The 26375-nt window shown below is 60.8% G+C and carries 23 protein-coding genes; 20 read left to right on the forward strand and 3 right to left on the reverse strand.

Features of this window, described 5'->3' with window-relative positions:
• Nucleotides 1-2 precede the first annotated feature (2 nt).
• The 7 genes from zipA to hisC all read left to right on the forward strand — a co-directional run bounded on the left by zipA (nucleotide 3) and on the right by hisC (nucleotide 7672).
• Nucleotides 3-992, forward strand: a complete 990-nt coding sequence (gene zipA / locus EV688_RS03480; protein WP_240624202.1) for a cell division protein ZipA — start codon at nucleotides 3-5, stop codon at nucleotides 990-992.
• A 7-nt stretch (nucleotides 993-999) separates the two neighbouring features.
• Nucleotides 1000-3048, forward strand: coding sequence for an NAD-dependent DNA ligase LigA (gene ligA, locus EV688_RS03485; protein ID WP_117314790.1), 2049 nt, complete (start codon nucleotides 1000-1002; stop codon nucleotides 3046-3048).
• On the forward strand, nucleotides 3042-3662 hold the full coding sequence (locus tag EV688_RS03490) for a transglycosylase SLT domain-containing protein (protein WP_117314669.1): 621 nt from the start codon (nucleotides 3042-3044) through the stop codon (nucleotides 3660-3662). The genes ligA and EV688_RS03490 overlap by 7 nt, the downstream gene beginning before the upstream one ends.
• A gap of 92 nt (nucleotides 3663-3754) precedes the next feature.
• On the forward strand, nucleotides 3755-4465 hold the full coding sequence (gene phoB / locus EV688_RS03495) for a phosphate regulon transcriptional regulator PhoB (protein ID WP_117314670.1): 711 nt from the start codon (nucleotides 3755-3757) through the stop codon (nucleotides 4463-4465).
• Nucleotides 4462-5739, forward strand: coding sequence for a phosphate regulon sensor histidine kinase PhoR (phoR, locus tag EV688_RS03500; RefSeq protein ID WP_117314671.1), 1278 nt, complete (start codon nucleotides 4462-4464; stop codon nucleotides 5737-5739). Before phoB ends, phoR begins: the two co-directional genes overlap by 4 nt.
• Before the next feature lie 140 nt (nucleotides 5740-5879).
• Nucleotides 5880-6623, forward strand: a complete 744-nt coding sequence (phoU, locus tag EV688_RS03505; protein WP_117314672.1) for a phosphate signaling complex protein PhoU — start codon at nucleotides 5880-5882, stop codon at nucleotides 6621-6623.
• Entirely contained in the window at nucleotides 6620-7672 is a 1053-nt protein-coding gene (gene hisC / locus EV688_RS03510; RefSeq protein WP_117314673.1) for a histidinol-phosphate transaminase, read from the forward strand. The genes phoU and hisC overlap by 4 nt, the downstream gene beginning before the upstream one ends.
• A 61-nt stretch (nucleotides 7673-7733) precedes the next feature.
• Here the strand turns inward: hisC and EV688_RS03515 are convergent, their stop codons facing one another.
• Both EV688_RS03515 and gltA read right to left on the reverse strand, forming a co-directional pair.
• The gene (locus tag EV688_RS03515) at nucleotides 7734-8855 is read right to left on the reverse strand and encodes a beta-ketoacyl-ACP synthase III (RefSeq protein ID WP_117314674.1); all 1122 of its coding nucleotides are present in this window, start codon (nucleotides 8853-8855) and stop codon (nucleotides 7734-7736) included.
• Between the two features lie 36 nt (nucleotides 8856-8891).
• On the reverse strand, nucleotides 8892-10181 hold the full coding sequence (gltA, locus tag EV688_RS03520) for a citrate synthase (protein WP_117314675.1): 1290 nt from the start codon (nucleotides 10179-10181) through the stop codon (nucleotides 8892-8894).
• A gap of 288 nt (nucleotides 10182-10469) precedes the next feature.
• On the opposite strand from gltA, the gene sdhC reads away from it, so the two are divergent.
• From sdhC to EV688_RS03580, 12 genes are all read left to right on the forward strand, one after another.
• Nucleotides 10470-10844: a succinate dehydrogenase, cytochrome b556 subunit gene (gene sdhC, locus EV688_RS03525; RefSeq protein WP_117314676.1), complete on the forward strand. Its 375-nt coding sequence runs from the start codon at nucleotides 10470-10472 to the stop codon at nucleotides 10842-10844.
• 5 nt (nucleotides 10845-10849) lie between these two features.
• Nucleotides 10850-11200 (forward strand): succinate dehydrogenase, hydrophobic membrane anchor protein, encoded by a 351-nt coding sequence (gene sdhD, locus EV688_RS03530; protein WP_338065915.1) that lies wholly within the window; start codon nucleotides 10850-10852, stop codon nucleotides 11198-11200.
• A 10-nt stretch (nucleotides 11201-11210) separates the two neighbouring features.
• Nucleotides 11211-12983 (forward strand): succinate dehydrogenase flavoprotein subunit, encoded by a 1773-nt coding sequence (gene sdhA, locus EV688_RS03535; protein ID WP_117314678.1) that lies wholly within the window; start codon nucleotides 11211-11213, stop codon nucleotides 12981-12983.
• Nucleotides 12984-12994: 11 nt separating this feature from the next.
• A complete protein-coding gene (locus EV688_RS03540) occupies nucleotides 12995-13702 on the forward strand; it encodes a succinate dehydrogenase iron-sulfur subunit (RefSeq protein WP_117314679.1) in 708 nt (235 codons plus the stop codon).
• 110 nt (nucleotides 13703-13812) lie between these two features.
• The gene (locus EV688_RS03545) at nucleotides 13813-16668 is read left to right on the forward strand and encodes a 2-oxoglutarate dehydrogenase E1 component (protein WP_205686457.1); all 2856 of its coding nucleotides are present in this window, start codon (nucleotides 13813-13815) and stop codon (nucleotides 16666-16668) included.
• 24 nt (nucleotides 16669-16692) lie between these two features.
• Nucleotides 16693-17952 carry a 2-oxoglutarate dehydrogenase complex dihydrolipoyllysine-residue succinyltransferase gene (gene odhB / locus EV688_RS03550; RefSeq protein ID WP_117314680.1) on the forward strand — a complete coding sequence of 420 codons (1260 nt, stop codon included), beginning with the start codon at nucleotides 16693-16695 and terminating at the stop codon, nucleotides 17950-17952.
• A 21-nt stretch (nucleotides 17953-17973) separates the two neighbouring features.
• A complete protein-coding gene (lpdA, locus tag EV688_RS03555; protein ID WP_117314681.1) occupies nucleotides 17974-19410 on the forward strand; it encodes a dihydrolipoyl dehydrogenase in 1437 nt (478 codons plus the stop codon).
• A gap of 86 nt (nucleotides 19411-19496) precedes the next feature.
• Nucleotides 19497-20666: an ADP-forming succinate--CoA ligase subunit beta gene (gene sucC, locus EV688_RS03560; protein ID WP_117314682.1), complete on the forward strand. Its 1170-nt coding sequence runs from the start codon at nucleotides 19497-19499 to the stop codon at nucleotides 20664-20666.
• Nucleotides 20666-21538, forward strand: a complete 873-nt coding sequence (sucD, locus tag EV688_RS03565; protein ID WP_117314683.1) for a succinate--CoA ligase subunit alpha — start codon at nucleotides 20666-20668, stop codon at nucleotides 21536-21538. The genes sucC and sucD overlap by 1 nt, the downstream gene beginning before the upstream one ends.
• A gap of 227 nt (nucleotides 21539-21765) precedes the next feature.
• On the forward strand, nucleotides 21766-23691 hold the full coding sequence (gene htpG / locus EV688_RS03570) for a molecular chaperone HtpG (RefSeq protein WP_117314684.1): 1926 nt from the start codon (nucleotides 21766-21768) through the stop codon (nucleotides 23689-23691).
• Between the two features lie 4 nt (nucleotides 23692-23695).
• Nucleotides 23696-24184, forward strand: coding sequence for a SixA phosphatase family protein (locus EV688_RS03575; RefSeq protein WP_117314685.1), 489 nt, complete (start codon nucleotides 23696-23698; stop codon nucleotides 24182-24184).
• Nucleotides 24185-24316: 132 nt separating this feature from the next.
• On the forward strand, nucleotides 24317-24811 hold the full coding sequence (locus EV688_RS03580; RefSeq protein WP_240624203.1) for a DUF4892 domain-containing protein: 495 nt from the start codon (nucleotides 24317-24319) through the stop codon (nucleotides 24809-24811).
• A 20-nt stretch (nucleotides 24812-24831) separates the two neighbouring features.
• On the opposite strand, the gene folE is transcribed toward EV688_RS03580, so the two are convergent.
• Complete coding sequence (folE, locus tag EV688_RS03585; protein ID WP_117314687.1) at nucleotides 24832-25380, reverse strand: GTP cyclohydrolase I FolE; 549 nt, start codon at nucleotides 25378-25380, stop codon at nucleotides 24832-24834.
• 94 nt (nucleotides 25381-25474) lie between these two features.
• On the opposite strand from folE, the gene prmB reads away from it, so the two are divergent.
• Nucleotides 25475-26374 (forward strand): 50S ribosomal protein L3 N(5)-glutamine methyltransferase, encoded by a 900-nt coding sequence (gene prmB, locus EV688_RS03590; protein WP_240624204.1) that lies wholly within the window; start codon nucleotides 25475-25477, stop codon nucleotides 26372-26374.
• Nucleotide 26375 lies beyond the last annotated feature (1 nt).

The following is a 26375-nucleotide window of genomic DNA, read 5'->3' on the forward strand; positions in this document are numbered from 1 at the left end:
GAATGATGGATCTAACAATTCGGGACTGGATGGTCATCATCGGCGTTGTGCTCATCGCCGCGGTACTTGTGGATGCCTGGCGCCGCGTCCGCAGTGAGCGAAGCGAGCGGGTCCGGGTAAAGATTGCACGCACCGATGACGAACCCGATGGCGAGCCAAATGAGCACCCCTCAGTTCAGCGCGAACTGCCCAACGGTGGTGCCCGCGTCGTTCGACGCGAGGATCTCATGCGGGCAGCACGCGAGCACTCCGAAGAGGTGGCGCGGGCAGATGTCGAGGAACCCCGCGAAGCTGATGGGAAAGAGCGCAGCACTGCGGGCCCCGCCTCTCGGCGGCGAAGCGCCGCGGGCGAGGCCGACGCCAGGAAAGTCCCCCCTGTCAGCGCAAAAGTGTCGCGCCCTGAGCCGGAGCCGGCGGCACAACAGGCTCATGACGATGGTCTGGTCAGCGGCCTGCGCGGTGACCGGCAGGAGCCGGCGAACCTCGACTGGCTTGAGGACCTGCCTCCGGAGTCGGCAGATGACGAGCCCGATGATGAAGGTCGCCTGCCGAGGGATCCCGATCCCGAGGTGTTCATGCTGCACGTTGTCGCCAATAACCCCGCCGGCTTCAGGGGTGAGGACATCATGCACATTCTCCTCGCCTGTGACCTGCGCTTTGGCGACATGGACTTCTTCCATCGGCACGAGCAGGCGGCGGGCCGCGGCCCGATACAGTTCAGCGTGGCGAACATGATGCAGCCCGGGGTATTTGATATCGATCGCATGGCCGAGCTCAATACGCAGGGGCTACTGTTCTTCGTCACGCTGCCGGGCCCGGAAGACATGATGAAGGCTTTCGACTACATGCTGGAAACGGCGCAGGCCGTGGCGCGCAATCTCGGTGGCAGCGTGCTGGACGAAAGCCGCAGTGTGGTCACCCCCCAGACCCTGGAACACAGCCGTCAGCAGATCCGCGAACTTGAAAGGCGGATGCTGGCGCGCGGCCGCTGATTCCGCAGTGAGTCGCGCTACCGAGGCCCCGGCGCGGGCAGAGGCCCTTCGCCAACGGCTGGAGCAATGGAACCACGAGTATTACGTTCTCGATCAGCCAACCGTCACCGACGCTGAATACGATGGGGCCCTGCGGGAACTGCAGGAGCTGGAAGCCGACCACCCGGAACTGCAGCGTCCCGATTCCCCCACCCAGCGCGTCGGGGGCGCGCCGCTTACCGCGTTTGCCGAAGTGCGCCATGACATGCCCATGCTGTCGCTGGAAAACGCCTTCGATGACGAGGAGCTCGCGCGCTTTCACGCCCGGGTGATCGAACGACTCGGGGCAGACGACCCCGACATCGAGTATGTCTGTGAACCCAAGCTGGATGGCGTCGCGGTCAGCGTGCTGTATGAGAATGGCAGCCTCGTTCGTGCGGCAACCCGTGGCGATGGCAGCACCGGTGAAGACATCACGCTGAACGTGCGTACCGTACGCTCCGTTCCCCTGCGTCTGCGCGGGGACGGATACCCGGGAAGACTCGAGGTGAGGGGGGAGATCTACATGCTGCACAGCAGCTTCGAGTCGCTCAACGCATTGGCCCGGGCGCGCGGGGACAAGCCCTTTGTCAATCCGCGCAACGCCGCGGCGGGCAGCCTGCGACAGCTCGACCCGAGAGTAACGGCAACCCGACCGCTGCAGATGTGCTGTTATGGCGTCGGGCATGTGGACAATGGCGCGCTGCCCGATACCCACGAAAAAATCATGCGCAGGCTGGCCGACTGGGGTCTTCGCGTCAGTACGGAGTCTGCCACCGTCAGGGGCATCGAGGGCTGTCTGGCCTATTATCGCGAACTTGCGGCGCGCCGCGATGGCCTGCCCTACGACATTGACGGCATTGTCTACAAGGTCAACGATCTGGCACTTCGTGACACACTGGGCTTTGTTTCCCGGGCGCCGCGCTGGGCCATTGCCCGCAAGTTTCCTGCCCAGGAAGCGATCACGCGCCTGCTGGACGTGGAATTCCAGGTGGGCCGTACCGGCGCTATCACGCCGGTTGCGCGGCTGGCGCCTGTCTTTGTCGGCGGGGTGACCGTGAGCAACGCCACACTTCACAACTTCAATGAAATCACTCGCCTCAATGTGCAGATAGGCGATATTGTCATCGTCCGTCGCGCGGGGGATGTGATACCCCAGGTGGTATCGGTGCGCGAGAAGGCGCCTGAGGGTGCCGGTGTTGAAGTGGTTCTGCCGGATGCCTGTCCTGCCTGTGAGTCTCCGGTGGAGCGAGAGGAGGGTGGCGCGATTTTGCGTTGCCTTGGCGGGCTGGTGTGCCCGGCACAGCGCAAGGCCGCAATCCGACATTTCGCCTCGCGGCGGGCCATGGATATTGACGGTCTGGGTGAGCGCCTCGTCGATCAGCTGGTCGATGCCGGCCTGCTGAATACCGTCGCCGACCTGTATGGCCTGCGCCGGGAACAGCTGCTCGCGCTGGACCGCATGGGGGAAAAGAGCGCTGACAATCTGCTCGCTGCTCTCGAGGCCAGCAAGGCCACCACGCTGGCGCGGTTTCTGTTTGCTCTGGGTGTGCGTGAGGTGGGCGAGGCCACCGCGAGAAGTCTGGCAAGCCATTTTGGTAACTGGCAGGACCTGTCAGCGGCCGACGAGGAGCGCCTTAGGGAGGTGGACGACGTTGGTCCTGTGGTGGCAGATCACCTGCGGCAGTTTTTTGATTCGCCGTCCGCCATGATGGTGGTTTCGCAGCTTCGACAGGCGGGTGTGCACTGGCCTGAACACGCGGCAGTCAGCCGTGCGGACGCGGCTGAGGCGGGCCCTCTCTCGGGGCAGACATGGGTTGTCACCGGCAAGCTGGAACGCCTGACCCGCGATGAGGCCACCGCTGCTTTGCAGTCGCTGGGCGCCCGTGTCTCGGGCAGCGTGTCGGCGAAGACCTCGGTGCTGGTGGCCGGTCCGGGGGCAGGCAGCAAGTTGGCACGTGCCGAGACGCTCGGGGTGATGGTGATTGATGAGTCTGCCCTGCTGTCCCGGCTGCGCGATGAGGGGGTGGCTTGCTGACTGCCGCCCCCGTAAGGTGTGTCCTGTTTCTCCTCACGCTCAGCGTCACTGGCTGTACCACGGCCCCGCCGCGTGATCTCGACAATGTCTGTGCCATATTTCGTGAGAAGAAAGGCTGGTATGCCGACGCGCGTGACGCGCAAAAGACCTGGGGTGGCGATATCGCCATCTCCATGGCCTTCATGCACCAGGAATCCCGCTTCGTTGCCCGCGCGAAGCCGCCGCGCCGGAAAATCCTCTGGGTCATCCCCGGCCCGCGTCCCTCCGATTCCTATGGCTACAGTCAGGCTCTGGGGTCTACCTGGGAAGCCTACAAACGCAGTGCGGGCAGGTACCGCGCGAATCGCGCTCACTTTGACGACGCCGTGGATTTCGTTGGCTGGTATAATCATCAGTCGTTTGTGCGCAGCAGAATTCCGAAAACGGATGCCTATCGCCTCTATCTGGCGTATCACGAAGGACACGGTGGCTACAATCGCGGTACCTACCGCAACAAGAGCTGGCTGCAGTCCGTCGCGAGGAAAGTCGCCGATCGCGCAGCGATGTATCGTGGCCAGCTGGCGTCCTGCGAGTCTTCACTGCGCAGGCGGCGCGGCCTGTTCGGCTGGTTTTAGCGGATAATCCCTGCCGTTTCGCGGTAATGTCATGCTATTGTCACAAACTGTCTGCAACATCTGCCACTTTGGGGCTGTCGGACGAATTGCGCATGACTGAACGAACGGTTTTGGTGGTTGACGATGAGTTTGCTATTCGCGACATGCTGCGAATGGCGCTGGAAATTGTCGATTTCAAGTGCCTCGAAGCGGACAATATCCTCGATGCCCATGCGATTGTTGTGGACCAGCGCCCCGACATCATCCTGCTCGACTGGATGCTGCCCGGCGGCAGCGGTCTGGAGCTGCTGCGCCGGCTCAAGCGGGAAGAGGCAACCCGGGAACTGCCGGTCATCATGCTGACTGCAAAAACCGCGGAGGATAACGTGATTCAGGGCCTCGACGTGGGGGCCGACGATTACATCACCAAGCCGTTTGCGCCGCGCGAACTCATCGCGCGTATCCGGGCGCTGCTGCGGCGCTCGTCGAGTGCCGAGAATACGGATCGCATGCAGGTGTCACTGCTGGTTCTCGACGGCAAGAGCCGTCGTGTCTATCTCGACGAGGCACCGCTGGACATGGGCCCCACGGAATTCAATCTGCTGCAGTTTTTCATGTCGCACCCGGAGCGGGCCTACACAAGAAACCAGCTTCTGGACCAGGTCTGGGGTGCCAATGTGTATGTCGAAGAGCGCACGGTAGACGTGCATATCAGACGCCTGCGAAAGGCGCTGCAGACGAGCGATATGGACTACAGCGGGCTCATACAGACGGTTCGCGGCACCGGCTATCGCTTTTCGTCGAGGGGGGCTCCCACCGGGTGAATCTCGATCGTAGCTGGCGCAGTGAACTTCGCAAGCTGCTGCTGCTGTTGCTGGGCTCCGTGCTTGTCGGCTGGGTGCTGGGGTTCCCGCTGGCGTCTCTGGCCGTAGGCTTCGGCCTCGTCAGCCTGTTCTGGCTGCTGCAGATCTGGCGAATGCGCCGCTGGCTCGAACACCCGGATCAGCTGCCGCCGGAAAGCTCCGGGCTGTGGGGCGTGATCTATTCAACGATTTATCGCCTGCAGAGGGAGAACCGCGAGGCCAGGCTGCGACTGCAGTCGACAGTGGATTACCTGCAGGAGTCCTTTGCCTCGATGCGCGATGGCGTCGTGATTCTCACCCACCGCGGTGCCATTGAATGGAGCAACACCGCGGCGCACCGGCTGCTGCAGCTTGAATACCCGCGGGATCGTGGCCAGCTCATTCTCAACCTCGTCAGGCTCCCGGAATTTCACGATTACTTCCTCGCCCGGGACTTCCACGAGCCACTGCAGGTGCGGATGAAAGGCGGCAGAGTCAGGCACCTGCAGATGGAGATCACGCCCTTCGCCGACGGTGATTTCCTCCTGTTCGTCCGGGATATCACGCGATTGCAGGAGACCGAGCAGATGCGCCGGGATTTCGTCGGCAACGTGTCGCATGAGCTCCGGACACCGCTGACCGTGTTCAAGGGGTATCTGGACACAATGCTCGACAATCGCGATCGCATCGACGAGCGTTTCCACCGGCCCCTGCTGCAGATGGATCTGCAGATACGGCGCATGGAAAGTCTGCTGCACGATCTGCTGTGGCTGTCCCGGATCGAGAGTGAGCGCAGCCAGAAAAAGACAGTCAAGGTCGATATGGTGTCCCTGCTGGAAGAACTGCAGGAGGAATTGTCGCAATCCCACCCGCAGCGCAGCGTTGCGCTGGAAATCGCGTGCCGGGATGCCGTCTACGGTGATTATCAGGAACTGCACAGCGCGGTCTCCAATCTGGTGTTGAACGCGATAAAGTACAGTCCGGACGACACCGTCGTTACGGTGCGCTGGGCAAACGATGGCGATAGCGTGACACTTTCGGTGAGTGATCGTGGCGTCGGCATCCAGGAGGCCCACATTCCCAGGCTCACCGAGCGTTTCTACCGGGTGGATGAAAGCCGTTCGTCGCAGACAGGCGGAACCGGGCTCGGTCTTGCCATCGTCAAGCACGTCGCGGCGTCACATGGCGCTGCCCTGGATATCCAGAGCCAACCGGGCAAGGGCAGTACCTTCTCTCTGTCGTTTTCGGCGTTTTGAGAGGCGGACGCGATAATTCCGCTGAATCCCGGTGCCGTGCATTGGGTAAATTCCGGAAAGGGTATAGACTGATCGATGGCTTGGTGGATTTATCAGAAAAAGGTGGTCACAGGTCGGAGACGACCGGGGGAAAAGGCGCGGTGCAGAGAGACTCGTTCAAACAACACATCTCGGGCCAGTTCAATGCTGAGCTCGAGGCGGTCAAGAATCATCTGCTGGAGATGGGTGGACGCGTAGAGTCCCAGGTCGCCCTTGCCGTAGAGGCGCTCCTGGCGCGCGACAGCGGGCAGGCAGCCGATGTGATCGCGGGCGACGAAGAAGTCAACATCATGCAGGTCAAGATAGACGAGGAGTGCTCGCACATTCTCGCCAGGCGCCAGCCCGCGGCAAGTGACCTCAGGCTGGTGATCGCAGTGGCCAAGGTCACCACGGATCTGGAGCGTATCGGTGACGAGGCGACCAAGATTGCACGGCAGGCCATCACGCTCTCCGAGCAGGCGCAGTCGCGCAGTGGCTCTGCGGAGGTCCGTCAGATCGGACGCCACGTGGGGCTCATGCTTCGCAGCGCGCTGGATTCCTTTGCCCGGCAGGATGAAATCACCGCCGTGGACGTTGTGGTGGATGACGATACCGTGGATTCCGAGTATGCCTCGGCGATGCGCAGCCTTGTGACTTTCATGATGGAGGATCCGCACAACATCGGTCCGGTGCTGAATGAGATGTGGGCACTGCGTGCCCTCGAGCGCGTTGGTGATCACGCCAGCAATGTGGCAGAGCAGGTGATCTATCTGGCCCGGGGTCTGGATGTGCGTCACATGGAGCCCACCGAGTTGAGAGCCCACATTCAGGGCAACCGCAACCCGGAGGATCGGGACACGGAATGAGCCGCTTCTGGAGTGACACTGCGCGCAGGCTTGTGCCCTACGTGCCGGGCGAGCAGCCGCGCGAAACCCTGATCAAGTTGAACACCAATGAGTGCCCTTATCCGCCGTCGCCCCGGGTCATGCGGGCAATACAGGAGGTTGGTGGTGACGAACTGCGGCGCTATCCGAATCCCGAGTCCGATGCCTTGCGGTGTGCTGTCGCGGACTATCACCGAATTGAACCTTCCCAGGTGTTTCCCGGCAATGGCTCTGACGAGGTTCTGGCGCACATTTTTCAGGGCTTGCTGAAGCAGCAGCGACCCCTGGTGTTTCCCGATATCACCTACAGCTTCTATCCCGTATGGTGCGCGCTTTACGACATCGACTACGAGACTCTGCCGTTGACAGAGGATTTCCGTATCGATGTCGGTGCGATTCCGCGGGACAACGGTGGAATCATCTTCCCGAACCCGAATGCCCCGACGGGCTGCCCACTGCCGCTGGCGGAAATCCGTCGCGTCCTGCTCGGTCACCCCGACTCGGTCGTTGTCGTTGATGAAGCCTATGTCGATTTCGGCGCGGAATCCGCCATCCCGCTGATTCGGGATTTCCCGAACCTGGTTGTGGTGCAGACCCTGTCCAAAGCACGATCCCTGGCGGGACTGCGCGTCGGCTTTGCCTTCGCCCAGGCGGAGCTCGTCGAGGCCCTGCTGCGGGTCAAGAATTCCTTCAATTCCTACCCCCTGGATGTCTTCGCCCAGCGCGGCGCTGTGGCCGCATACCAGGATGAGGCCTATTTTCAGGAGTGTCGGGCCCGAGTCATCGCGTCGCGGGAGCAGCTGGCACTTGCCCTGTCAGACCTCGGCTACGACGTACTGCCGTCGGCCGCAAACTTTCTCCTGGTATCTCCGCCGGGGGGTGATGCGGCCGCGCTGTTCGGCCGGCTGCGTGAGCGCGGCATCCTTGTGAGACATTTCTCCCGGCCACGAATAGATCGCTTTCTGCGTATCAGCATTGGCTCGGAAGAGGAGTGCGCAACGCTTCTTGGCGTGCTGAAAGAATTGTCCTGATGGCTTGTTCGCCATCCCGCGAGTGCGTCCCTGGTGGGCCACGCGGTAAGTACGGTAGGGCTCAGCGCCGCTGCAGAATAACGCTGCCAATACTGTAGCCGGCCCCGAAGGAGCACAGTACGCCGGTATCCCCGGGCTCAAAATCAGCATGGTACTTGTGCAGTGCGATGATCGACCCTGCCGAGCTGGTATTGGCGTATTCGTCAAGTATGACCGGAGCCTGTTGCTCGTCGGGATCGTGTCCCAGGACCCGTCGCGCGATCAGCTGATTCATGTTCAGGTTGGCCTGGTGCAGCCAGAGGCGCTTCACTGCGGCTGTCGGTATGGACAATCGTTCGAGCTGCTCGCTGATCTGGGCCACCACGGCGGGGCAGACTTCCTTGAACACCTTGCGGCCTTCCTGCACGAACAGTTTGTCACGGTTGCCGATGCCGCTTTCGTCGGCCCGGTTCAGGAAGCCGAAGTTGTTGCGGATGTTGTTGGAGAAAAGGGTTTGCAGCCGGCTGTCCAGCAGCGTGAACTGCATGGTCGATCGGGCGTGGTCTGCGCGCTGCAGAACAACGGCTGTGCACACATCACCAAAAATGAAGTGTGAATCGCGATCGCGGAAATTCAGATGTCCGGTGCATATCTCCGGGTTGACCATCAGGATGCAGTCCGCGCTGCCGCTGCGGATGCTGTCTGCGGCCTGCTGAATTCCGAAGGTGGCCGAAGAGCAGGCCACATTCATGTCGAAAGCGTGGCCGGCAATGCCCAGGGCCGCCTGCACTTCGACGGCAATGGCGGGATAGGGGCGCTGCATGTTGGATGCGGCCACAATCACGCCATTGATGTCGTCGGGTCCGATACCCGCGCTCGCCATGGCATCACGGGCAGCCGAGACGGCCATCTCACACATAATGGAGGGTTCGTCATTGCCGCGCTCCGGGATGTCCGGCGTCATTCGCTCCGGGTCGAGTATCCCGGATTTGTTGATGACGTAGCGTGACTTGATACCCGATGCCTTCTCGATGAAGGCTACCGAACTGTGCGCCTGCGGCGTGATTTCCCCGCGGGCAATCTGATCGGCATTCTCCGCGTTGAAGCGGTCCGCCCAGGCGTTGAACGCTGTCACCAGCTCCGCGTTGGAGATGGATTCGGCAGGGGTGTACAACCCGGTCCCCGAAATGACTACATCTTTCATGATGCGCTGCTGTCCAGGCCGCCTCGAATCAGGATGTCAGCGCTGCTCCAGCGGAACATAGTCGCGCTTGGGGTGACCCGTGTAGAGCTGCCGCGGTCGACCGATGCGATAACTCCCGGATATCATTTCATTCCAGTGGGCGATCCAGCCCACGGTGCGACCCACTGCGAAGATCACTGTGAACATGCTGGTGGGGATGCCGATGGCCTTGAGGATAATCCCGGAGTAGAAGTCGACGTTCGGATACAGCTTCTTGTCGATGAAATAGTCGTCCTCGAGTGCAATCTGCTCCAGCCGTTTGGCGATAGCCAGCAGGGGATCGTTCTCGATTCCCAGTTCCGCCAGGACCTCGTCGGCTGCCTCTTTCATCACCTTGGCCCGGGGGTCGAAATTCTTGTAGACCCGGTGGCCAAAGCCCATGAGCCTGAACGGATCATTCTTGTCCTTGGCGCGGGCCACGAATTCGTCAATTCGCGAAACATCACCGATTTCCTCGAGCATATCGAGGACTGCCTCGTTGGCGCCTCCGTGTGAGGGACCCCAGAGTGCCGCGATGCCGGCAGCGATGCAGGCAAAGGGGTTGGCGCCGGAGGATCCCGCCAGCCGGACGGTGGAGGTGGATGCGTTCTGCTCGTGATCGGCATGCAGCAGGAAGATACGGTCCATGGCCTTGGCCAGTACAGGGGATATGTTGCTCGGCGCACAGGGGGTGCCGAACATCATGTGCAGAAAGTTCTCCGCGTAGGCAAGGCTGTTGTCCGGATACATGAAGGGCTGGCCGATAGAGAACTTGTAGCTCATGGCGGCAAGGGTGGGCATTTTTGCAATCAGGCGGAACGCCGCTACCTGTCGGTGATGCTCATCCGAGATATCGAGCGAATCGTGATAGAACGCCGACAGGGCGCCAACTACGCCGCACATGATGGCCATGGGATGCGCGTCGCGCCGGAAACCGTTGAAGAAGGTGCGGATCTGTTCGTGCACCATTGTATGGTTGTGCACGGTGCTGACAAATTTCTCGCGCTGTTCGGGTGACGGCAGCTCGCCGTATAAAAGCAGGTAGCAGGTTTCGAGGTAGTTGGAGTTCTCCGCCAGCTGGTCAATGGGATAACCGCGATGCAGCAACATGCCGGCGGCACCATCGATATACGTGATCTGGGACTCGCAGGCCGCGGTGGAAACAAAGCCGGGGTCATAGGTGAACAGGCCCTTTGCCGTGAGAGCACCGACATCGATGACCTGCGGCCCCACGGTGCCCGAGTACACCGGCAGATCGATCGCTTCGTCGATGCCGTCTACTTTGAGGGTGGCTTTCATGTCGGTCATAGGGGGGGTCCTGATCGTCTCCAGCGTTGGGTGCCCAACTATAGAGAGTAACGTCGTTTTGTCAACGCGCTGTGACGCAGCGGATTTCGACGCCGATCCGCAAAAGAAAGGGTTTTCGCAGGCGTTTTAAGCCGGCTTTGCCACGTTCGCCGGGATTTTCCTGCGCGGGGCAACGATGCTGCGAATTGTCATGAATGCGGCGTGGGACTATAATGCGGCGCGCTTTCAGCGGTTCATGCAGACATTGCCGTGACCGCCTCTTTTCACCCGTCAAAATGGACTCTCGCTGTGAAGGATAACCGCCCCGTCAACCTTGACATCGGTTCCATGCGTCTTCCGATTACCGCATGGGCCTCAATCACTCACCGCGCTTCCGGCGTGTTCCTGTTTGTCGCCAGCGTACTGATGCTGTGGGCACTGGACCGGAGCCTGCGATCACCGGAGAGTTTTGCCCGTCTTGCGGAGGTGCTCTCGGGTGGCGCCGTCAGGCTGGTGCTCTGGCTGGTCGCCACCGGCCTGCTCTATCACTCGATTGCCGGTGTGCGCCACCTCATCATGGATGCCGGGATCGGTGAATCCATGGCCGGGGGGGTGCTTGGGGCCCGCCTGGTGATCGCATCCACGTTTGTCCTGTCGCTGATTCTGGGGGTCTGGTTATGGTGAAGGTCGTGACGAGTTTCGGCCGTTCCGGAGTTTCCGACTGGTTGGTGCAGCGCGTCAGTGCCGTTATCCTTCTGGCCTATTTCCTGTTCGTTGCCTGGGTATTGCTCGCAGGCGTGTCATACACGGAATGGAAAGGCCTGTTTGAGGCGACCTGGATGCGTGTCTTCAGCCTGATGGCGCTGCTGTCGCTGGGAGCGCATGCGTGGATTGGAATGTGGTCGGTTCTTACTGACTACCTCACAGAGCGCATGCTTGGCAGCAAGGGTAACGTGCTGCGCATTCTAGCCCAGTTACTTACGACACTGGCGCTGTTTGTCTACGTCGTCTGGGGTGTCCAGATTCTCTGGGGTTACTAGGACTCGATTTATGTCAACGATACGAACCATTTCATTTGACGGCGTGATTGTCGGCGGCGGCGGCGCTGGCATGCGTGCCGCGCTCCAGCTCGCCCAGTCCGGCTACAAGACGGCAGTGATCACAAAGGTGTTCCCCACCCGCTCGCACACGGTGTCTGCACAGGGCGGCATCACCTGCGCCATCGCCAGTGACGATCCGAATGATGACTGGCGCTGGCACATGTATGACACCGTCAAGGGCTCCGACTATATCGGCGACCAGGACGCAATCGAGTACATGACCAGCGTTGGCCCGGAAGCCATATTCGAGCTAGAGCACATGGGGCTGCCGTTCTCCCGTACCGAAGAAGGGCGCATTTATCAGCGGCCATTCGGTGGCCAGTCGAAGAATTTTGGTGAGGGCGGCCAGGCGGCGCGTACCTGTGCCGCAGCGGATCGCACGGGGCATGCCCTGCTGCATACGCTCTACCAGAACAATATGAAGAACAACACGGTCTTCTTTAACGAGTGGTTTGCCACAGACCTGGTGAAAAACAGCGATGGTGCTGTTGTCGGTGTAATGGCCATCTGCATTGAGACTGGTGAGACGGTGTACGTCAAATCCCGGGCAACCGTATTTGCGACCGGCGGTGCAGGGCGGATATACGCGTCCACGACCAACGCCCATATCAATACCGGCGACGGCATCGGCATGGCCCTGCGCGCCGGCTTCCCTGTCCAGGACATGGAAATGTGGCAGTTCCACCCGACCGGTATTTATGGGGCCGGCACGCTGGTGACCGAGGGCTGCCGCGGCGAGGGTGGCTATCTGATCAACAAGGATGGCGAGCGCTTTATGGAACGTTATGCGCCCAACGCCAAGGACCTTGCGGGTCGAGACGTGGTGGCACGTTCCATGGTTCTCGAAATCCTTGAGGGGCGCGGCTGCGGTCCGGAAGGCGACCACGTGTTCCTGAAGCTCGATCATCTGGGAGAGGAGGTGCTGGAAAGCCGACTCCCGGGTATCTGTGAGCTGTCGCGCACCTTCGCGCATGCGGATCCGGTGAAAGAGCCCATTCCGGTGGTACCTACCTGCCACTACATGATGGGGGGTATCCCGACCAACGTGAATGGCCAGGCCATCACGGTGGATGCCGACGGCAATGACCATATCATCCCGGGTCTCTACGCCTGCGGGGAGGTGGCCTGTGTGTCGGTTCACGGTGCCAACCGCCTCGGCGGCAACTCGCTGCTCGACCTCGTGGTCTTTGGCCGCGCTTCCGGGCTGTTCATCGAGAATGCCCTGCGCGAGGGGATCGAGATGCGCGATGCCTCCGCCGATGATATCGACCAGGCGAACCAGATGCTGGCGCGCCTGAACGCGTCCAGCGGCGGTGAAAAGGTCTCAGACCTGCGCAAGGAGCTTCAGAACACCATGCAGAATTATTTCGGCGTGTTCCGCACGGGTGAATTCATGCAGGAGGGTGTGCGCAAGCTTGATGACCTGCGTGGACGCATCGCCAATGTCCATCTTGAGGACAAGTCGCAGGCGTTCAACACCGCCAGAATCGAGTGCCTGGAACTGCAGAACCTGTTTGAGGTGGCCGAGGCAACCGCGATTGCCGCAGAGGCGCGCAATGAAAGCCGTGGCGCTCACGCCCGGGATGACTTCAAGGAGCGCGACGACGTCAACTGGTTGTGCCACTCCATGTATTACCCGGGCGACAAGCGCGTTGGCAAGCGCGATGTCAATTTCACGCCGAAAACAGTCGCTACTTTTGAGCCCAAGGCTCGGACTTACTAAGAGGCAGATCCATGTTGCAAGTCAGTATCTATCGCTACAACCCGGAGACTGATGCAGAGCCGCGCATGCAGGATTTCCAGGTCGACACCGGTGGCAAGGATGTCATGGTTCTCGATGTTCTTGAACAGATCAAGGCGCAGCAGGACAGCACGGTGACCTATCGGCGCTCCTGTCGCGAGGGCGTGTGCGGTTCTGATGGCCTGAATATCAACGGCAAGAACGGCCTCGGCTGCATCACGCCACTGTCGGAAACTGTTCGGGACAACAAACTTGTCATTCGGCCGCTGCCGGGGCTGCCCGTGGTCCGAGACCTGGTTGTCGACATGAGCCTGTTCTATGCCCAGTACGAGAAAGTACAGCCTTATCTGCAGAACAATACGCCTGCACCGGCGATTGAGCGACTGCAGTCCCCGGAGGATCGGGAAAAGCTGGACGGTCTGTACGAGTGTATTCTGTGCGCCTGCTGTTCAAGCAGCTGTCCATCGTTCTGGTGGAATCCGGATCGCTTCATCGGCCCGGCAGGGCTGTTGCAGTCCTACCGCTTCCTCGCCGACAGTCGGGATACGGCCACCGAGGAGCGGCTGTCCCGGCTGGATGATCCGTTCAGTGTTTTCCGCTGCCACGGCATCCAGAATTGCGTCAATGTGTGCCCGAAGGGGCTGAATCCTACGCGGGCCATCGGTCACATACGCAACATGCTGTTATCGCGCGCCGCCTGAAGGCGCGCTTTCCCTTCTAACGACCGCAAGTTGCTGGCATAATATGTGCGCGGCAGCGTGCGCCCCCGCGCGCTGCAAACCCGGCACAATCGACTCATCGGAAGGTCAGGATGCAGCAGAGCACAATGGAGCGCCTCTGGCGTTCGTCCCACATCGCCGGCGGTAATGCTGCCTACGTTGAAGACCTCTACGAAGCCTATCTGAAAGACCCCAACGCGGTGCCCGAGCAGTGGCGCGATTATTTTGACAAGCTGCCGCTTGTGGAGTCGAGCGTATCGCAGCTTAATGATATCCCCCATTCCGCCGTGCGTGACCGCTTTGCTCGCATCAGCAAGATGCGTGTGCGAACAGAGGCAACCGTGGCCCATGACTCGCAGGCCACGGAGCACGAGCGCAAACAGGTGCGCGTGGTCCAGCTTATCTCGGCCTATCGCCAGCGCGGACATCAGAAGGCAAAGCTCGATCCCCTGGGTCTCGCCGCACGTGAGCATGTGGCAGATCTGGAGCTGGGCTTTCACTCACTCTCCGAAGCGGATCTCGACACGGTCTTCCAGGTCGGCAGTCTGCATATCGGCAGCGAGGATGCCACGCTTGGCGAAATCGTCAATGCACTGGAGCGCACCTACTGCCACACGGTGGGTGCCGAATTCATGCACATCGTGGACACCGGACAGCGCCACTGGATCATGACCCGCATGGAGTCCGTGCGCTCGGCACCTGCCTACGGCCCCGATGTTCAGCGGCAGCTCCTGCGCCGGCTGATCAAGGCAGAGGGTCTGGAGAAGTCATTGGCGTCCAAGTATCCCGGCACCAAGCGCTTCGGTCTGGAGGGTGGTGAAAGCCTGATTCCGATGATGGCTGAAATGGTGCAGCGCATCGGATCCTACGGTGCGAAGGAAATCGTTATCGGTCTCGCCCACCGCGGTCGTCTCAATGTCCTGGTCAATATTTTCGGCAAGAAGCCACTCGAGCTGTTTGCCGAGTTCGAGGGGCGCGCGCGCTATGAGAGCTCCGGCGACGTCAAGTATCACCAGGGCTTTTCCTCCAACGTCATGACGCCCGGCGGCGAGGTGCACCTGGCGCTGGCGTTCAACCCGTCCCACCTGGAGATTGTCGCGCCGGTGGTGGAAGGTTCGGTCCGCGCCAGGCAGGATCGTCGCCAGGATCCGCTCGGGGATTCTGTCGTGCCGATCGTGGTGCATGGCGATGCGGCGTTCGCCGGTCAGGGCGTGGTCATGGAGACCTTCCAGATGTCCCAGACCCGCGCCTACAAGACCGGCGGCACGGTCCATATCGTTCTCAATAACCAGGTGGGCTTTACCACACACAAACGCGAGGATGCGCGTTCCACGGAGTACTGTACCGACGTCGCGAAAATGGTCCAGTCGCCGATATTCCATGTCAACGCAGACGACCCTGAAGCCGTGCTGTTCGTCACCCAGCTGGCAATCGACTTTCGCAACGAGTTCAAGCGCGATGTGGTGATCGACCTTATCTGTTACCGCCGCCGCGGTCATAATGAAGCGGATGAGCCCTCGGTCACGCAGCCGCTCATGTACGAAGCGATCCGCAAGCACAAGAGCACCCGGGATCTGTACGCCGAGCATCTGATTGCGGCGGGTGTGGTTACGGCAGAAGAAGACGCCTCTCTGGTCGAGGGCTACCGCGAATCGCTCGACCGCGGTGAGCCGCTGGTCAGTTCGCTGGTCACGGAACCGAACAAGGAGCTGTTCGTCGACTGGACCCCGTATCTTGGCCATCCCTGGACGCTGGAGTGCGACACCGGTATTGACCTGCAACATCTGCAAGCCCTCGCCCAGCGGACCAACCAGGCGCCGGAGAGCTTCCCGCTGCAGCGCCAGGTGGGGAAAATTCTCGAGGACCGCCGCAAGATGGCGGCGGGCGCGATGCCGCTCAACTGGGGTTTCGCGGAGACGCTTGCCTACGCGACTCTGCTTGAGGCCGGTTACCCCGTGCGACTGACGGGTCAGGACGTGGGCCGCGGTACCTTCTCCCACCGCCACGCGGTGCTGCACAACCAGAAGGAGGAGGGTACCTACATACCGCTCCAGCATATCAGCGAATCCCAGGGCAAGTTTGATATCTACGATTCCCTGCTTTCTGAAGAGGCGGTGGTCGCCTTCGAATACGGCTATGCAACAACAGCTCCGACTGGCCTCGTCATCTGGGAGGCGCAGTTTGGCGACTTCGCCAATGGCGCCCAGGTGGTGATTGACCAGTTCATTACCTCGGGCGAGCACAAGTGGAGCAGACTGTGCGGCCTTACTATGCTCCTGCCGCATGGCTACGAGGGCCAGGGGCCGGAGCACTCCTCGGCCCGGCTGGAACGCTTCATGCAGCTTTGTGCCGAGCACAACATACAGGTGTGCGTGCCCACCACCCCGGCGCAGGTTTACCACATGCTGCGCCGCCAGACGATCCGGCCGCTGCGCAAGCCGCTGGTTGTCATGTCACCGAAGAGCCTGCTGCGACACAAGGAAGCGGTATCGACGCTGGAGGACCTGGCGGGTGGCCGCTACTACAACGTCCTCGATGAGACTGACGATCTCGACAAGTCGGCGGTAAAGCGCATTGTCATGTGTGCCGGCAAGGTGTTCTACGATCTGCGCGCCCAGCGGCGTGAGCGCGGTATCGAGGACATCGCCATCATTCGTCTCGAGCAGCTCTATCCCTTCCCGGAGTCGGAGCTGCTGGAGGTGCTGAAACAGTACCCAAACCTTCAGGATGCCGTGTGGTGCCAGGAAGAGCCGATGAACCAGGGCGCCTGGTATTCGAGTCAGCACCATATGCGCCGAGCCATGTACGCACACCTGAAGCGCGTCTATCTGGGCTATGTCGGACGCGATGCCTCGGCCGCGCCTGCGGCGGGCTACATGGCGCTGCATCTCGAGCAGCAGGAGCGATTCATCAACGAAGCCCTCACGCTACCAGCGTCAGTGGCGTGATCCCGGTATTTTTAAGGAACCGAAATGGCAATCGAAATCAAGGCACCCGCTTTTCCTGAATCTGTCGCAGACGGTGAGGTGGCCACTTGGCACAAACAGGAAGGCGATGCGGTCAGCCGCGATGAACTGCTGGTGGAAATCGAAACCGACAAGGTCGTCATGGAGGTTGTTGCGCCCGAGGACGGTGTGCTCGTAAGCATTGATGCGCCGGAGGGCACCACGATCGACAGCGGAGCCCTTCTCGGCACGCTGAAAGCGGGTGCAGCATCCAAAAAACCGGATACAGACAGCGGCAGTGACAGCAGCGGGGCCGGGAAGCCACAGCAGGCCGCCGCGGCAAGCGAGTCAGCCGGGGAGCCGGCCTCTGCGTCCCAGGCAATGGGCCCCGCCGCGCGACAGCTGGTTGACGAGCATCAGCTCGACCCGAAAAAAATTGCCGGTTCCGGCAAGGGTGGGCGCATTACCAAGGAAGATGTGGTCGCACACATGCGCGACGCAGAAACGTCCGCGGCTTCTGCAGCACCGGCAAAGGCGGCATCTGTGCCGGCGGAAATGGATCTCCCCTCCGGCCATAGCGCAGAGCGTGTGGAGAAGCGGGTTCCCATGACGCGCATGCGGGCGCGCATCGCCGAACGCCTGCTTGAAGCGAGCCAGCAGACTGCCATGCTGACCACGTTCAACGAGGTCAACATGGCGCCGGTCATGGCGCTGCGCAACCGCTACAAAGAGCAGTTTGAGAAGACCCACAACGGCACGCGGCTGGGCTTTATGGGCTTTTTCGTCAAGGCCGCCTGCGAGGCGCTGAAGCGTTTTCCCGAGGTGAACGCCTCTATCGACGGCAATGACGTGGTGTATCACGGCTACCAGGATATCGGGGTCGCCGTGTCCACGCCCGGCGGGCTGGTGGTGCCGGTGCTGCGCGACGCCGACTTCATGAGCCTCGCGGACATTGAGGCCGCGGTTTCCGATCTCGGCAAGCGCGCTCGGGACAACAAGCTGAGCATTGATGACATGACCGGGGGAACCTTTACCGTCACCAATGGCGGCGTGTTTGGTTCGCTCCTGTCCACCCCCATCCTGAATCCGCCGCAGACCGGAATTCTTGGCATGCACAAGATACAGGAGCGCCCCATGGCGGTTGACGGCCAGGTCGTGATTCAGCCGATGATGTATCTCGCGCTCTCCTACGACCATCGGCTGATCGATGGCAAGACGGCAGTGCAGTTCCTCGTGGCGGTGAAGGACCTTATTGAGGATCCGGCGCGCATACTGCTCCAACTTTAAACGCAGGCACAGGAATTCATCATGTCAGAGAAATACGATGTCGTAGTGATTGGCGCGGGCCCCGCGGGCTACGTCGGCGCGATACGCGCAGCACAGCTGGGGCTTAAGACCGCGGTGGTCGAACTGTGGACCGGCGACAAGAACAAGTCGATTCTGGGTGGCACCTGCCTGAATACCGGGTGTATCCCTTCCAAGGCCCTGCTCGACAGCAGCCAGAAATTTGCCGATGCGCGTGATCGCCTGTCGACCCACGGTATCGGCATAAAATCACCGACCATTGATGTGGCGGCGATGCAGAAGCGCAAGCAGACCATCGTTGAGCAGCTGACAGGCGGTATTGCCGGGCTGTTCAAACACAATGGCGTTACGGTTATCGAAGGGCGGGGCAAGGTTCTCGCCGGCGCCAAGGTGGAAGTCACCGACAGCAAGGGCAAAGTGAAAGTGGTCGACGCCACGGATGTGATTATCGCAGCCGGTTCCGAGCCTGTGAAAATCCCGCCGGCCCCGGTGGATGACAAGTACATCGTCGATTCCACCGGCGCCCTCGAATTCACCGAGGTTCCCGGCCGTCTGGGCGTGATCGGTGCCGGCGTTATCGGGCTGGAGCTGGGTAGCGTCTGGGGCCGTCTGGGTTCCGAAGTCATTCTGCTCGAGGCGCTGGATACCTTTCTGCCCATGATGGATGCGCAGATCAGCAAGGAATCCGCCAAGATCTTCAAGAAGCAGGACCTGGATATCCGGCTCGGATCCCGGGTCACGGCTACCGAGATCAAGAATGACAAGGTCGAGGTCACGTATGAGTCAGCCGACGGGACGCAGACCGAAGTGTTCGACAAGCTGATCGTTTCCGTGGGCCGCCGACCGCGCAGCGAGGAGCTGCTCGCCAGCGACAGCGGCGTGACGCTGGACGAGCGTGGCTTTATTTACGTCAATGACTTCTGCGCGACCGAGGCGCCGCATGTCTATGCGGTCGGCGACGTGGTGCGTGGACCGATGCTGGCCCATAAGGGCTCGGAAGAGGGTGTGATGGTTGCCGAGCGGATAGCCGGCAAGAAAGTCCAGGTCAATTATGACTGCATTCCCTCCATTATCTACACACATCCGGAAATTGCCGCGGTAGGCAGGACAGAGCAGGAGCTCAAGACAGACGGCGTTGACTACAAGGTGGGTGTATTTCCGTTTGCTGCCAGCGGTCGGGCACTGGCGGCGGACGACAGCGAGGGCATGGTCAAGATCATCGCCGATGCAGAGACAGATCGGATTCTGGGTTGTCATGTCGTTGGGCCATCCGCTGCAGATCTTGTGCAGCAGGTCGTGATTGCGATGGAGTTCGGCTCCAGTGCGGAGGATCTGGCGCTGATGGTGTTCGGGCATCCGACGCTGAGTGAGGCGGTGCATGAAGCCGCACTCGCAGTAGACGGTCACGCCATTCACGTGGCGAACCGCAAGCGCAAGTAAATGCCTCCCGGTAGCGTGCTGAAAACAAGAACAAATCCACGCCCGGGACTGGCGACATTTCCTACAATACATGAACGGAAACCAACATGAATCTTCATGAGTATCAGGGTAAGCAGTTATTTGCCGAGTACGGCCTTCCGGTATCCCAGGGCTACGCGGTGGATTCCCCCCGGGAGGCCGAGGAAGCAGCCGATCTGATCGGCGGTGACATGTGGGTGGTCAAGGCCCAGGTTCACGCCGGCGGTCGGGGCAAGGCGGGCGGCGTCAAGCTGGTCAAGAGCAAGCAGGAAATTGCCGACTTTGCGTCGCATTGGCTGGGCCGGAATCTGGTGACCTACCAGACCGACGAGGGCGGCCAGCCGGTGTCGAAAATTCTGGTGGAGACCTGCACCGACATCGCGGAAGAGCTGTATCTCGGTGCGGTTGTCGATCGTTCCTCGCGACGCATTGTGTTCATGGCGTCCACCGAAGGTGGCGTCGAAATTGAAAAGGTGGCTGAGGAAACACCCGAAAAGATCCTGCGCGTGGCGATTGACCCTCTCGTGGGTGCGCAGCCTTACCAGGGCCGCGAGATGGCGTTCAAGCTGGGGCTCTCCGGCGAGCAGATCAAGCAGTTCGTGAAGATCTTTCTGGGTCTGGCCCGGCTGTTCAAGGAAAAAGACCTGGCGCTCATAGAAATCAACCCGCTGGTAATTACCGATCAGGGCAATCTGCACTGCCTGGACGCCAAAATCGGCGTTGACGGCAATGCACTGTATCGCCAGAACGCCCTGCGCGACATGCACGATCCCAGCCAGGAGGACTCACGCGAAGCGCACGCCGCGCAATGGGAGCTCAACTATGTGGCGCTGGATGGCAACATCGGCTGCATGGTCAATGGTGCCGGTCTGGCGATGGGCACCATGGATATCGTCAAGCTGCACGGTGGCGCACCGGCAAACTTCCTCGACGTCGGCGGTGGTGCAACCAAGGAGCGCGTCTCCGAGGCGTTCAAGATCATTCTCTCTGACAGCAACGTCAAGGCGGTGCTTATCAACATTTTTGGCGGGATCGTGCGCTGTGATCTTATCGCCGAGGGCGTGATCGGTGCCGTTCAGGAAATTGGGGTTGAAGTGCCCGTGGTGGTCCGCCTCGAGGGCAACAACGCCGAGCTCGGCCGCAAGGTCCTGGCCGACAGTGGACTCAACATTATCGCAGCAACAAGCCTGACAGATGCCGCCCAGCAGGCGGTCAAGGCCGCCGGAGGAAACGCCTGATGAGTATTCTGATTGACAAGGAAACCCGCGTCATCTGCCAGGGCTTTACCGGCTCCCAGGGCACCTTCCATTCCGAGCAGGCTATCGAGTACGGCACAAAGATGGTCGGTGGCGTCACGCCAGGCAAGGGCGGCCAGGAGCACCTGGGCCTGCCGGTCTTCAACACGGTGGCAGAGGCCGTTGAGTCGACCGGCGCCGAGGCCTCGGTGATCTATGTGCCCGCGCCCTTCTGCAAGGATTCCATTCTTGAAGCTGCCAATTCGGGCATTCGCCTCGTGGTGTGCATCACCGAAGGCATCCCGACGCTCGACATGCTGGAGGCCAAGGTCAAGTGCGATGAACTGGGTGTTCGCCTGATCGGCCCGAATTGTCCCGGCGTTATCACGCCAGGTGAGTGCAAGATCGGCATCATGCCGGGACATATCCATCTGCCCGGCAAGGTTGGCATCGTATCGCGTTCCGGCACCCTCACCTATGAGGCGGTAAAGCAGACCACGGACGCCGGCTTTGGTCAGTCAACCTGCGTCGGCATTGGTGGCGATCCGATCCCGGGATCCAGCTTCATTGATATCCTGGCGATGTTCGAGCAGGACCCCGGCACCGAGGCGATTGTCATGATCGGTGAAATCGGCGGCACAGCGGAGGAGGAGGCGGCGGCCTACATCAAGGCAAACGTCAGCAAACCGGTGGTGTCGTATATTGCCGGTGTCACCGCCCCCAAGGGCAAGCGGATGGGCCATGCGGGAGCCATTATCTCCGGCGGAAAGGGCACGGCCGATGAAAAGTTTGCGGCCCTGGAGGACGCCGGCGTGAAAACCGTACGTTCCCTGGCGGATATCGGCGCGGGGCTGGCGGACATCACCGGCTGGTGATGCCGCGCGGGCCGCAGGGTCGGCGCGCACGGCCACAGAGCCCCGTCCCTGCGGTCGGGGCTTTTTTGTGTCTGCCGACGGTTACGGCGCGCAGTATCAGGCGGCGACCGACCTTTGGATCCTGGTCGCTACCGGCCGCGTGGCGCGCGGCCCTTGAAATGTCCCTGCTGAGTCCCCACCTCTGGGTGCTGTAATGGCGTATTCGTACCACAGACAGCGAGGACAACATGACCGCGGACGTGAAAAAGGAAACCCTGGGGTTTCAGACAGAAGCCAAGCAACTCCTGCACCTGATGATTCACTCCCTGTACAGCAACCGGGAGATCTTTCTGCGGGAGCTTATCTCCAACGCCTCTGATGCAATCGACAAGCTGCGCTTTGCCGCGCTTGCAGACGACAAGATCCTCGAGGGACAGAGCGACTACCAGATACGCGTAGAGGTGGACAAGGAAGCCGCGACTGTCACGATCACCGATAACGGTATCGGTATGAACCGGGAAGAAGTGATCGATAATCTCGGTACCATTGCAAAATCCGGCACCGCCGCGTTTCTGGCATCGCTGACCGGCGACCAGAAAAAGGATTCACAGCTGATCGGACAGTTTGGCGTGGGATTCTATTCAGCGTTCATCGTGGCAGAGCGCGTGGAAGTGCACACCCGCAAAGCCGGCGAGCCGAAGGAAGCCGGCGTTCTGTGGGAGTCTCAGGGGGAATCGGAGTTTTCCATTGGCGAACTGCCTCGGGACGAGCGCGGAACCAGCATTCGCCTGTTCCTCAAGTCTGACTGCACCGAATTTGCGGACGACTGGCGCGTACGCAGCGTTATCAAGAAGTATTCGGATCATATCTCGGTGCCGGTTCTGATGCTCAAGCAGGAAGCGCCGGGTGAGCACGACGAGTCCGATGACGAAGCGAAGCCGGAAGCCCCGACCTGGGAGACGGTGAACGAGGCCACGGCCCTGTGGACCCGCAGCCGCTCGGACATCAGCGACGACGAATACAAGGCGTTTTATCAGCACGTGTCACACGACTTCGATGAGCCGCTGACCTGGAGTCACAATCGTGTCGAGGGCAAGCTGGAGTACACCAGTCTGCTGTATGTGCCGGGCCGGGCGCCGTTTGATCTCTGGAACCGTGATGCGTCAAAGGGCCTGAAGCTTTACGTTCAGCGAACCTTCATCATGGATGAGGCGGAGCAGTTCCTGCCGCTGTACCTGCGTTTCATTCGCGGCGTGGTGGATTCCAATGATCTGCCGCTTAACGTGTCGCGGGAAATCCTGCAGCAGCATCCCTCCGTGGACAGCATGCGCAGCGCCCTGACCAAACGTGCCCTGGATATGCTGGCGAAGCTCGCGAAATCTGACGCGGACAAGTACGCCACGTTCTGGCGGGAGTTTGGTCAGGTGCTGAAGGAAGGCCCGGCTGAGGATTTTGCCAACAAGGAGAAGATTGCCCGGCTTCTGCGTTTTGCCACAACGCACATGGACAGTGAAACGCAGGATCAGTCGCTCGATGACTATTTGGGCCGTCTTCAGGAAGGGCAGGACAAGATCTACTATGTGGTGGCCGAGAACTTCAACACGGCACGGCGCAGCCCCCATCTGGAGGTATTCCGCAAGCGTGGTATCGAGGTGCTTCTGCTGTCAGACCGTGTGGACGACTGGCTGATGAGCCATCTGCAGGAGTTCGAGGGCAAGAAGTTCCAGGATGTGGCGCGCGGCGAACTGGATATGGAAGACGCCTCTGAGGAAGAAAAGGCAGAGCGTGAGAAGCTGCAGGAGGAAAGTCAGGCGCTGGTGGAGCGAATGAAGCAATCGCTTTCGGACGAGGTTGCTGATGTGAGGGCGACGGCGCGCCTGACAGATTCTCCTGCCTGCCTTGTGGTCGGCGAGTTCGATATGGGCGCCCAGATGCGACGCATCATGGAAGCCGCAGGCCAGCCGGTACCCGAGAGCAAGCCGACGCTGGAAATCAATCCGGGACATCCGCTGATCAGCCTGCTGGATCGGGAGCAGGACGAAGAGCGCTTTGCCGATCTGGCGCACGTTGTGTTCGAACAGGCGCTGCTCGCCGAGGGCGGGCAGTTGAAGGATCCTGCGGCCTATGTCGAGCGCCTCAACAAGCTGCTGCTGAAAATGTCCGCGGCGGGATAGGCGCTTGCTGCTCACGATATGGCGTCATGGTGAGGCCGGCCCAGGATCGCCAGACCAATCGCGCACCCTGACGGAACAGGGGACGCTGGATATAGAGCGTGGCGGCCCGGCATTTGTTGCCGGACTGCAGCGTGCCGGTCTGCCGCTTCCCTCGCTGGTGCTGTTCAGCCGCTGGCTGCGAACCACGCAGACAGCGGAAGGCCTTTGCCGCGCGTTGCCGGGCGTTGCCTCCGACAGGCTGGAGGCGCTGATCCCCGACAGCGACGCTGCCGGCGTCGATGATGCGCTGGTTGATCATGCGGGTATGCAAGCGCATATCGTGCTGGTGTCCCATCAGCCACTGGTCACTGCGCTGATCGATCGCTGCCTGGGAACCCGGGGGGAGGTGCCGGCACTCGCACCCGGTGCCTACGCAGTGCTATCGACACCGCTGGTTGCACCCGGGTGTGCCACGCTGCTGTGGTGGTCGGCGCCACCGGACTATCAGGTTTGAACAGGCGCCCGTTTGCGTCAAACTAACACCGCCGGATACCGGGTGTAACAGGAGTTCATAGTGCCGTTTGGTAGCGTTAAACATGCGATGGTTTGCCTCGCGACCGGGTTGTCGTTGATGGCAGGAGCAGGCGTGGCGCATTCCCAGGAAGATCCCCTGACCCTGTTTGAATGGATCGATACATCCCCCTATGCGGAGCGGGTCAATCAGGTTGATGAGCCGGTTCGTGCCCACCTGATCGGTCTTGGGCGTATCAAGAAGGTGCGCGGAGACTGGAGCCCAGAAAAAGTCGAGCGAGTCAATGGCAGGCTGGTGTCGTCAACCTGGCGGATTACGGATGGAGAGAGTTCTGCCGATATGTTCGACGAAGCCGTTGCTGGCATTGAGGCGCGGGATGATGCCCGCGCGCTGTTTGCCTGCAGCGGTCGCGCCTGTGGTGCCAGTGTGCAGTGGGCCAACATGGTGTTTGGCCAGCGCATTCTTTACGGCACGGAAGCGTCGCAGCATTACAGCGTGTATGCGCTGGGGGCCGAGGGTGAGTCAGGCTATCGGGTTGCCGTGTATGCCGCTGCGCGAACGTCCAAGCGGCAGTATCTGCATACGGAGATTGTCATCCTCGAACCGTGACTCACTGACCGGGAGCCCGGTCAGACCCTCATCTGCAGCAGTGCCAGAAACTCGTCACGGGTTTTCTGATCGTGGCGGAAGTTGCCCAGCATGGACGAGGTCTTCATGACCGAATTCTGCTTTTCGACGCCACGCATCATCATGCACATGTGTCGCGCCTCGATAATCACGCCCACGCCTGCGGCGTTGGTAACCGACATGAGGGTCTCTGCAATCTGTGTTGTCAGTGATTCCTGTATCTGCAGGCGGCGGGCAAACACGTCGACGATACGCGCGACTTTGGACAGGCCAATAACCTGTCCCGTGGGAATATAGGCGACGTGGCATTTTCCGATAAACGGCAGCAGGTGGTGCTCGCACAGGGAATACAGCTCAATGTCCTGCACCAGAACCATCTCGCTGGACTCCGATGGAAACAGCGCGCCATTGACGACTTCGTCCACCGACTGCCGGTAGCCATGAGTCAGGAACTCAAATGCCTTTGCTGCGCGCTCTGGTGTATCGGCGAGACCGGGCCGGGAGAGATCTTCCCCGACTGCCTTGATAATCCCTGCCCAGTGTTCCCGCATAAAAAAATCTCCCGAAGACCCGTGAGCAAAATGATACCATGATGTGATGAATCATGACCTGCAACAACGGTTTGAATTGGACGGGGCGGCGTGTGTGATCGATGCCATAAGGACCTGTGCTGGCGCCCTCGATTCTGCCAGTGTTTGCTGTGGTCATGGCACTGACAATACTTGGGACGAATCCGTTCAGCTGGTCCTCCATGCCCTGGGCCTGCCCCCCGATTCACCCGCGAGTATCGGTGGACAGACGCTCACTCCCGCTGATCGCCGACGTATTGGCGGCCTGCTGCAGCGGCGGATTGATGAACGGATACCCTTGCCCTATCTTACCGGGGAGGCCTGGTTTGCAGGACTGCGGTTCACCTGTGATCATCGTGCCCTGGTGCCTCGCTCGCCAATCGCGGAGCTGGTGCTGTCGGGCTTCCAGCCCTGGTACGCCGGCAGCGAGCCCACATCGATACTCGACCTGTGTTGCGGTGGCGGCGCGATCGGGATCGCCAGTGCCGTCTGTTTTCCAGAGGCCCGCGTGGTGCTCAGTGATATTGATGCAGACGCCCTGGCGCTGGCCGCGGAGAACGTGCGCCAGCATGAAGTGGCTGACAGAGTGCAATGTGTCCAGGGTAATCTTTTCGCGGGTCTGTCGGGCGAGCGCTTCGATATCATTCTCTGTAATCCGCCCTACGTCGATGCCGACGATCTTGCGGCGATGCCCCCGGAATATCGTCGGGAGCCTCCGATCGGGCTCGGTGCGGGGGACGACGGGCTGGACCTGGCGCGGCAGGTTCTCGACGCCGCGGCTGCGCATCTGAATCCCGACGGGCTGCTGCTGCTGGAAGTCGGTAACAGCTGGCTTGCACTTGAGGCCGCGTTTCCGCACGTGGCGTTCACCTGGGTGGAGCTCGAGTCGGGTGGCCACGGCGTACTGGCGATGCAGGCGCAGGAGCTGCGACAGTCAGCGCCATTGCTCGCGTATACTGGCCCAGAGGCTAGTTAAT

Origin of the sequence: Chromatocurvus halotolerans, assembly GCF_004340525.1 — a bacterium.
Lineage (GTDB): Bacteria > Pseudomonadota > Gammaproteobacteria > Pseudomonadales > Halieaceae > Chromatocurvus > Chromatocurvus halotolerans.

Coding starts and splice junctions, on each gene's coding strand:
- zipA (WP_240624202.1), top strand. CDS start 3: ATGATGGATCTAACAATTCGGGACTGGATGGTCATCATCGGCGTTGTG.
- phoB (WP_117314670.1), top strand. CDS start 3,755: ATGACTGAACGAACGGTTTTGGTGGTTGACGATGAGTTTGCTATTCGC.
- hisC (WP_117314673.1), top strand. CDS start 6,620: ATGAGCCGCTTCTGGAGTGACACTGCGCGCAGGCTTGTGCCCTACGTG.
- EV688_RS03515 (WP_117314674.1), bottom strand. CDS start 8,855: ATGAAAGATGTAGTCATTTCGGGGACCGGGTTGTACACCCCTGCCGAA.
- gltA (WP_117314675.1), bottom strand. CDS start 10,181: ATGACCGACATGAAAGCCACCCTCAAAGTAGACGGCATCGACGAAGCG.
- sdhA (WP_117314678.1), top strand. CDS start 11,211: ATGTCAACGATACGAACCATTTCATTTGACGGCGTGATTGTCGGCGGC.
- EV688_RS03540 (WP_117314679.1), top strand. CDS start 12,995: ATGTTGCAAGTCAGTATCTATCGCTACAACCCGGAGACTGATGCAGAG.
- EV688_RS03545 (WP_205686457.1), top strand. CDS start 13,813: ATGCAGCAGAGCACAATGGAGCGCCTCTGGCGTTCGTCCCACATCGCC.
- odhB (WP_117314680.1), top strand. CDS start 16,693: ATGGCAATCGAAATCAAGGCACCCGCTTTTCCTGAATCTGTCGCAGAC.
- lpdA (WP_117314681.1), top strand. CDS start 17,974: ATGTCAGAGAAATACGATGTCGTAGTGATTGGCGCGGGCCCCGCGGGC.
- sucC (WP_117314682.1), top strand. CDS start 19,497: ATGAATCTTCATGAGTATCAGGGTAAGCAGTTATTTGCCGAGTACGGC.
- sucD (WP_117314683.1), top strand. CDS start 20,666: ATGAGTATTCTGATTGACAAGGAAACCCGCGTCATCTGCCAGGGCTTT.
- htpG (WP_117314684.1), top strand. CDS start 21,766: ATGACCGCGGACGTGAAAAAGGAAACCCTGGGGTTTCAGACAGAAGCC.
- folE (WP_117314687.1), bottom strand. CDS start 25,380: ATGCGGGAACACTGGGCAGGGATTATCAAGGCAGTCGGGGAAGATCTC.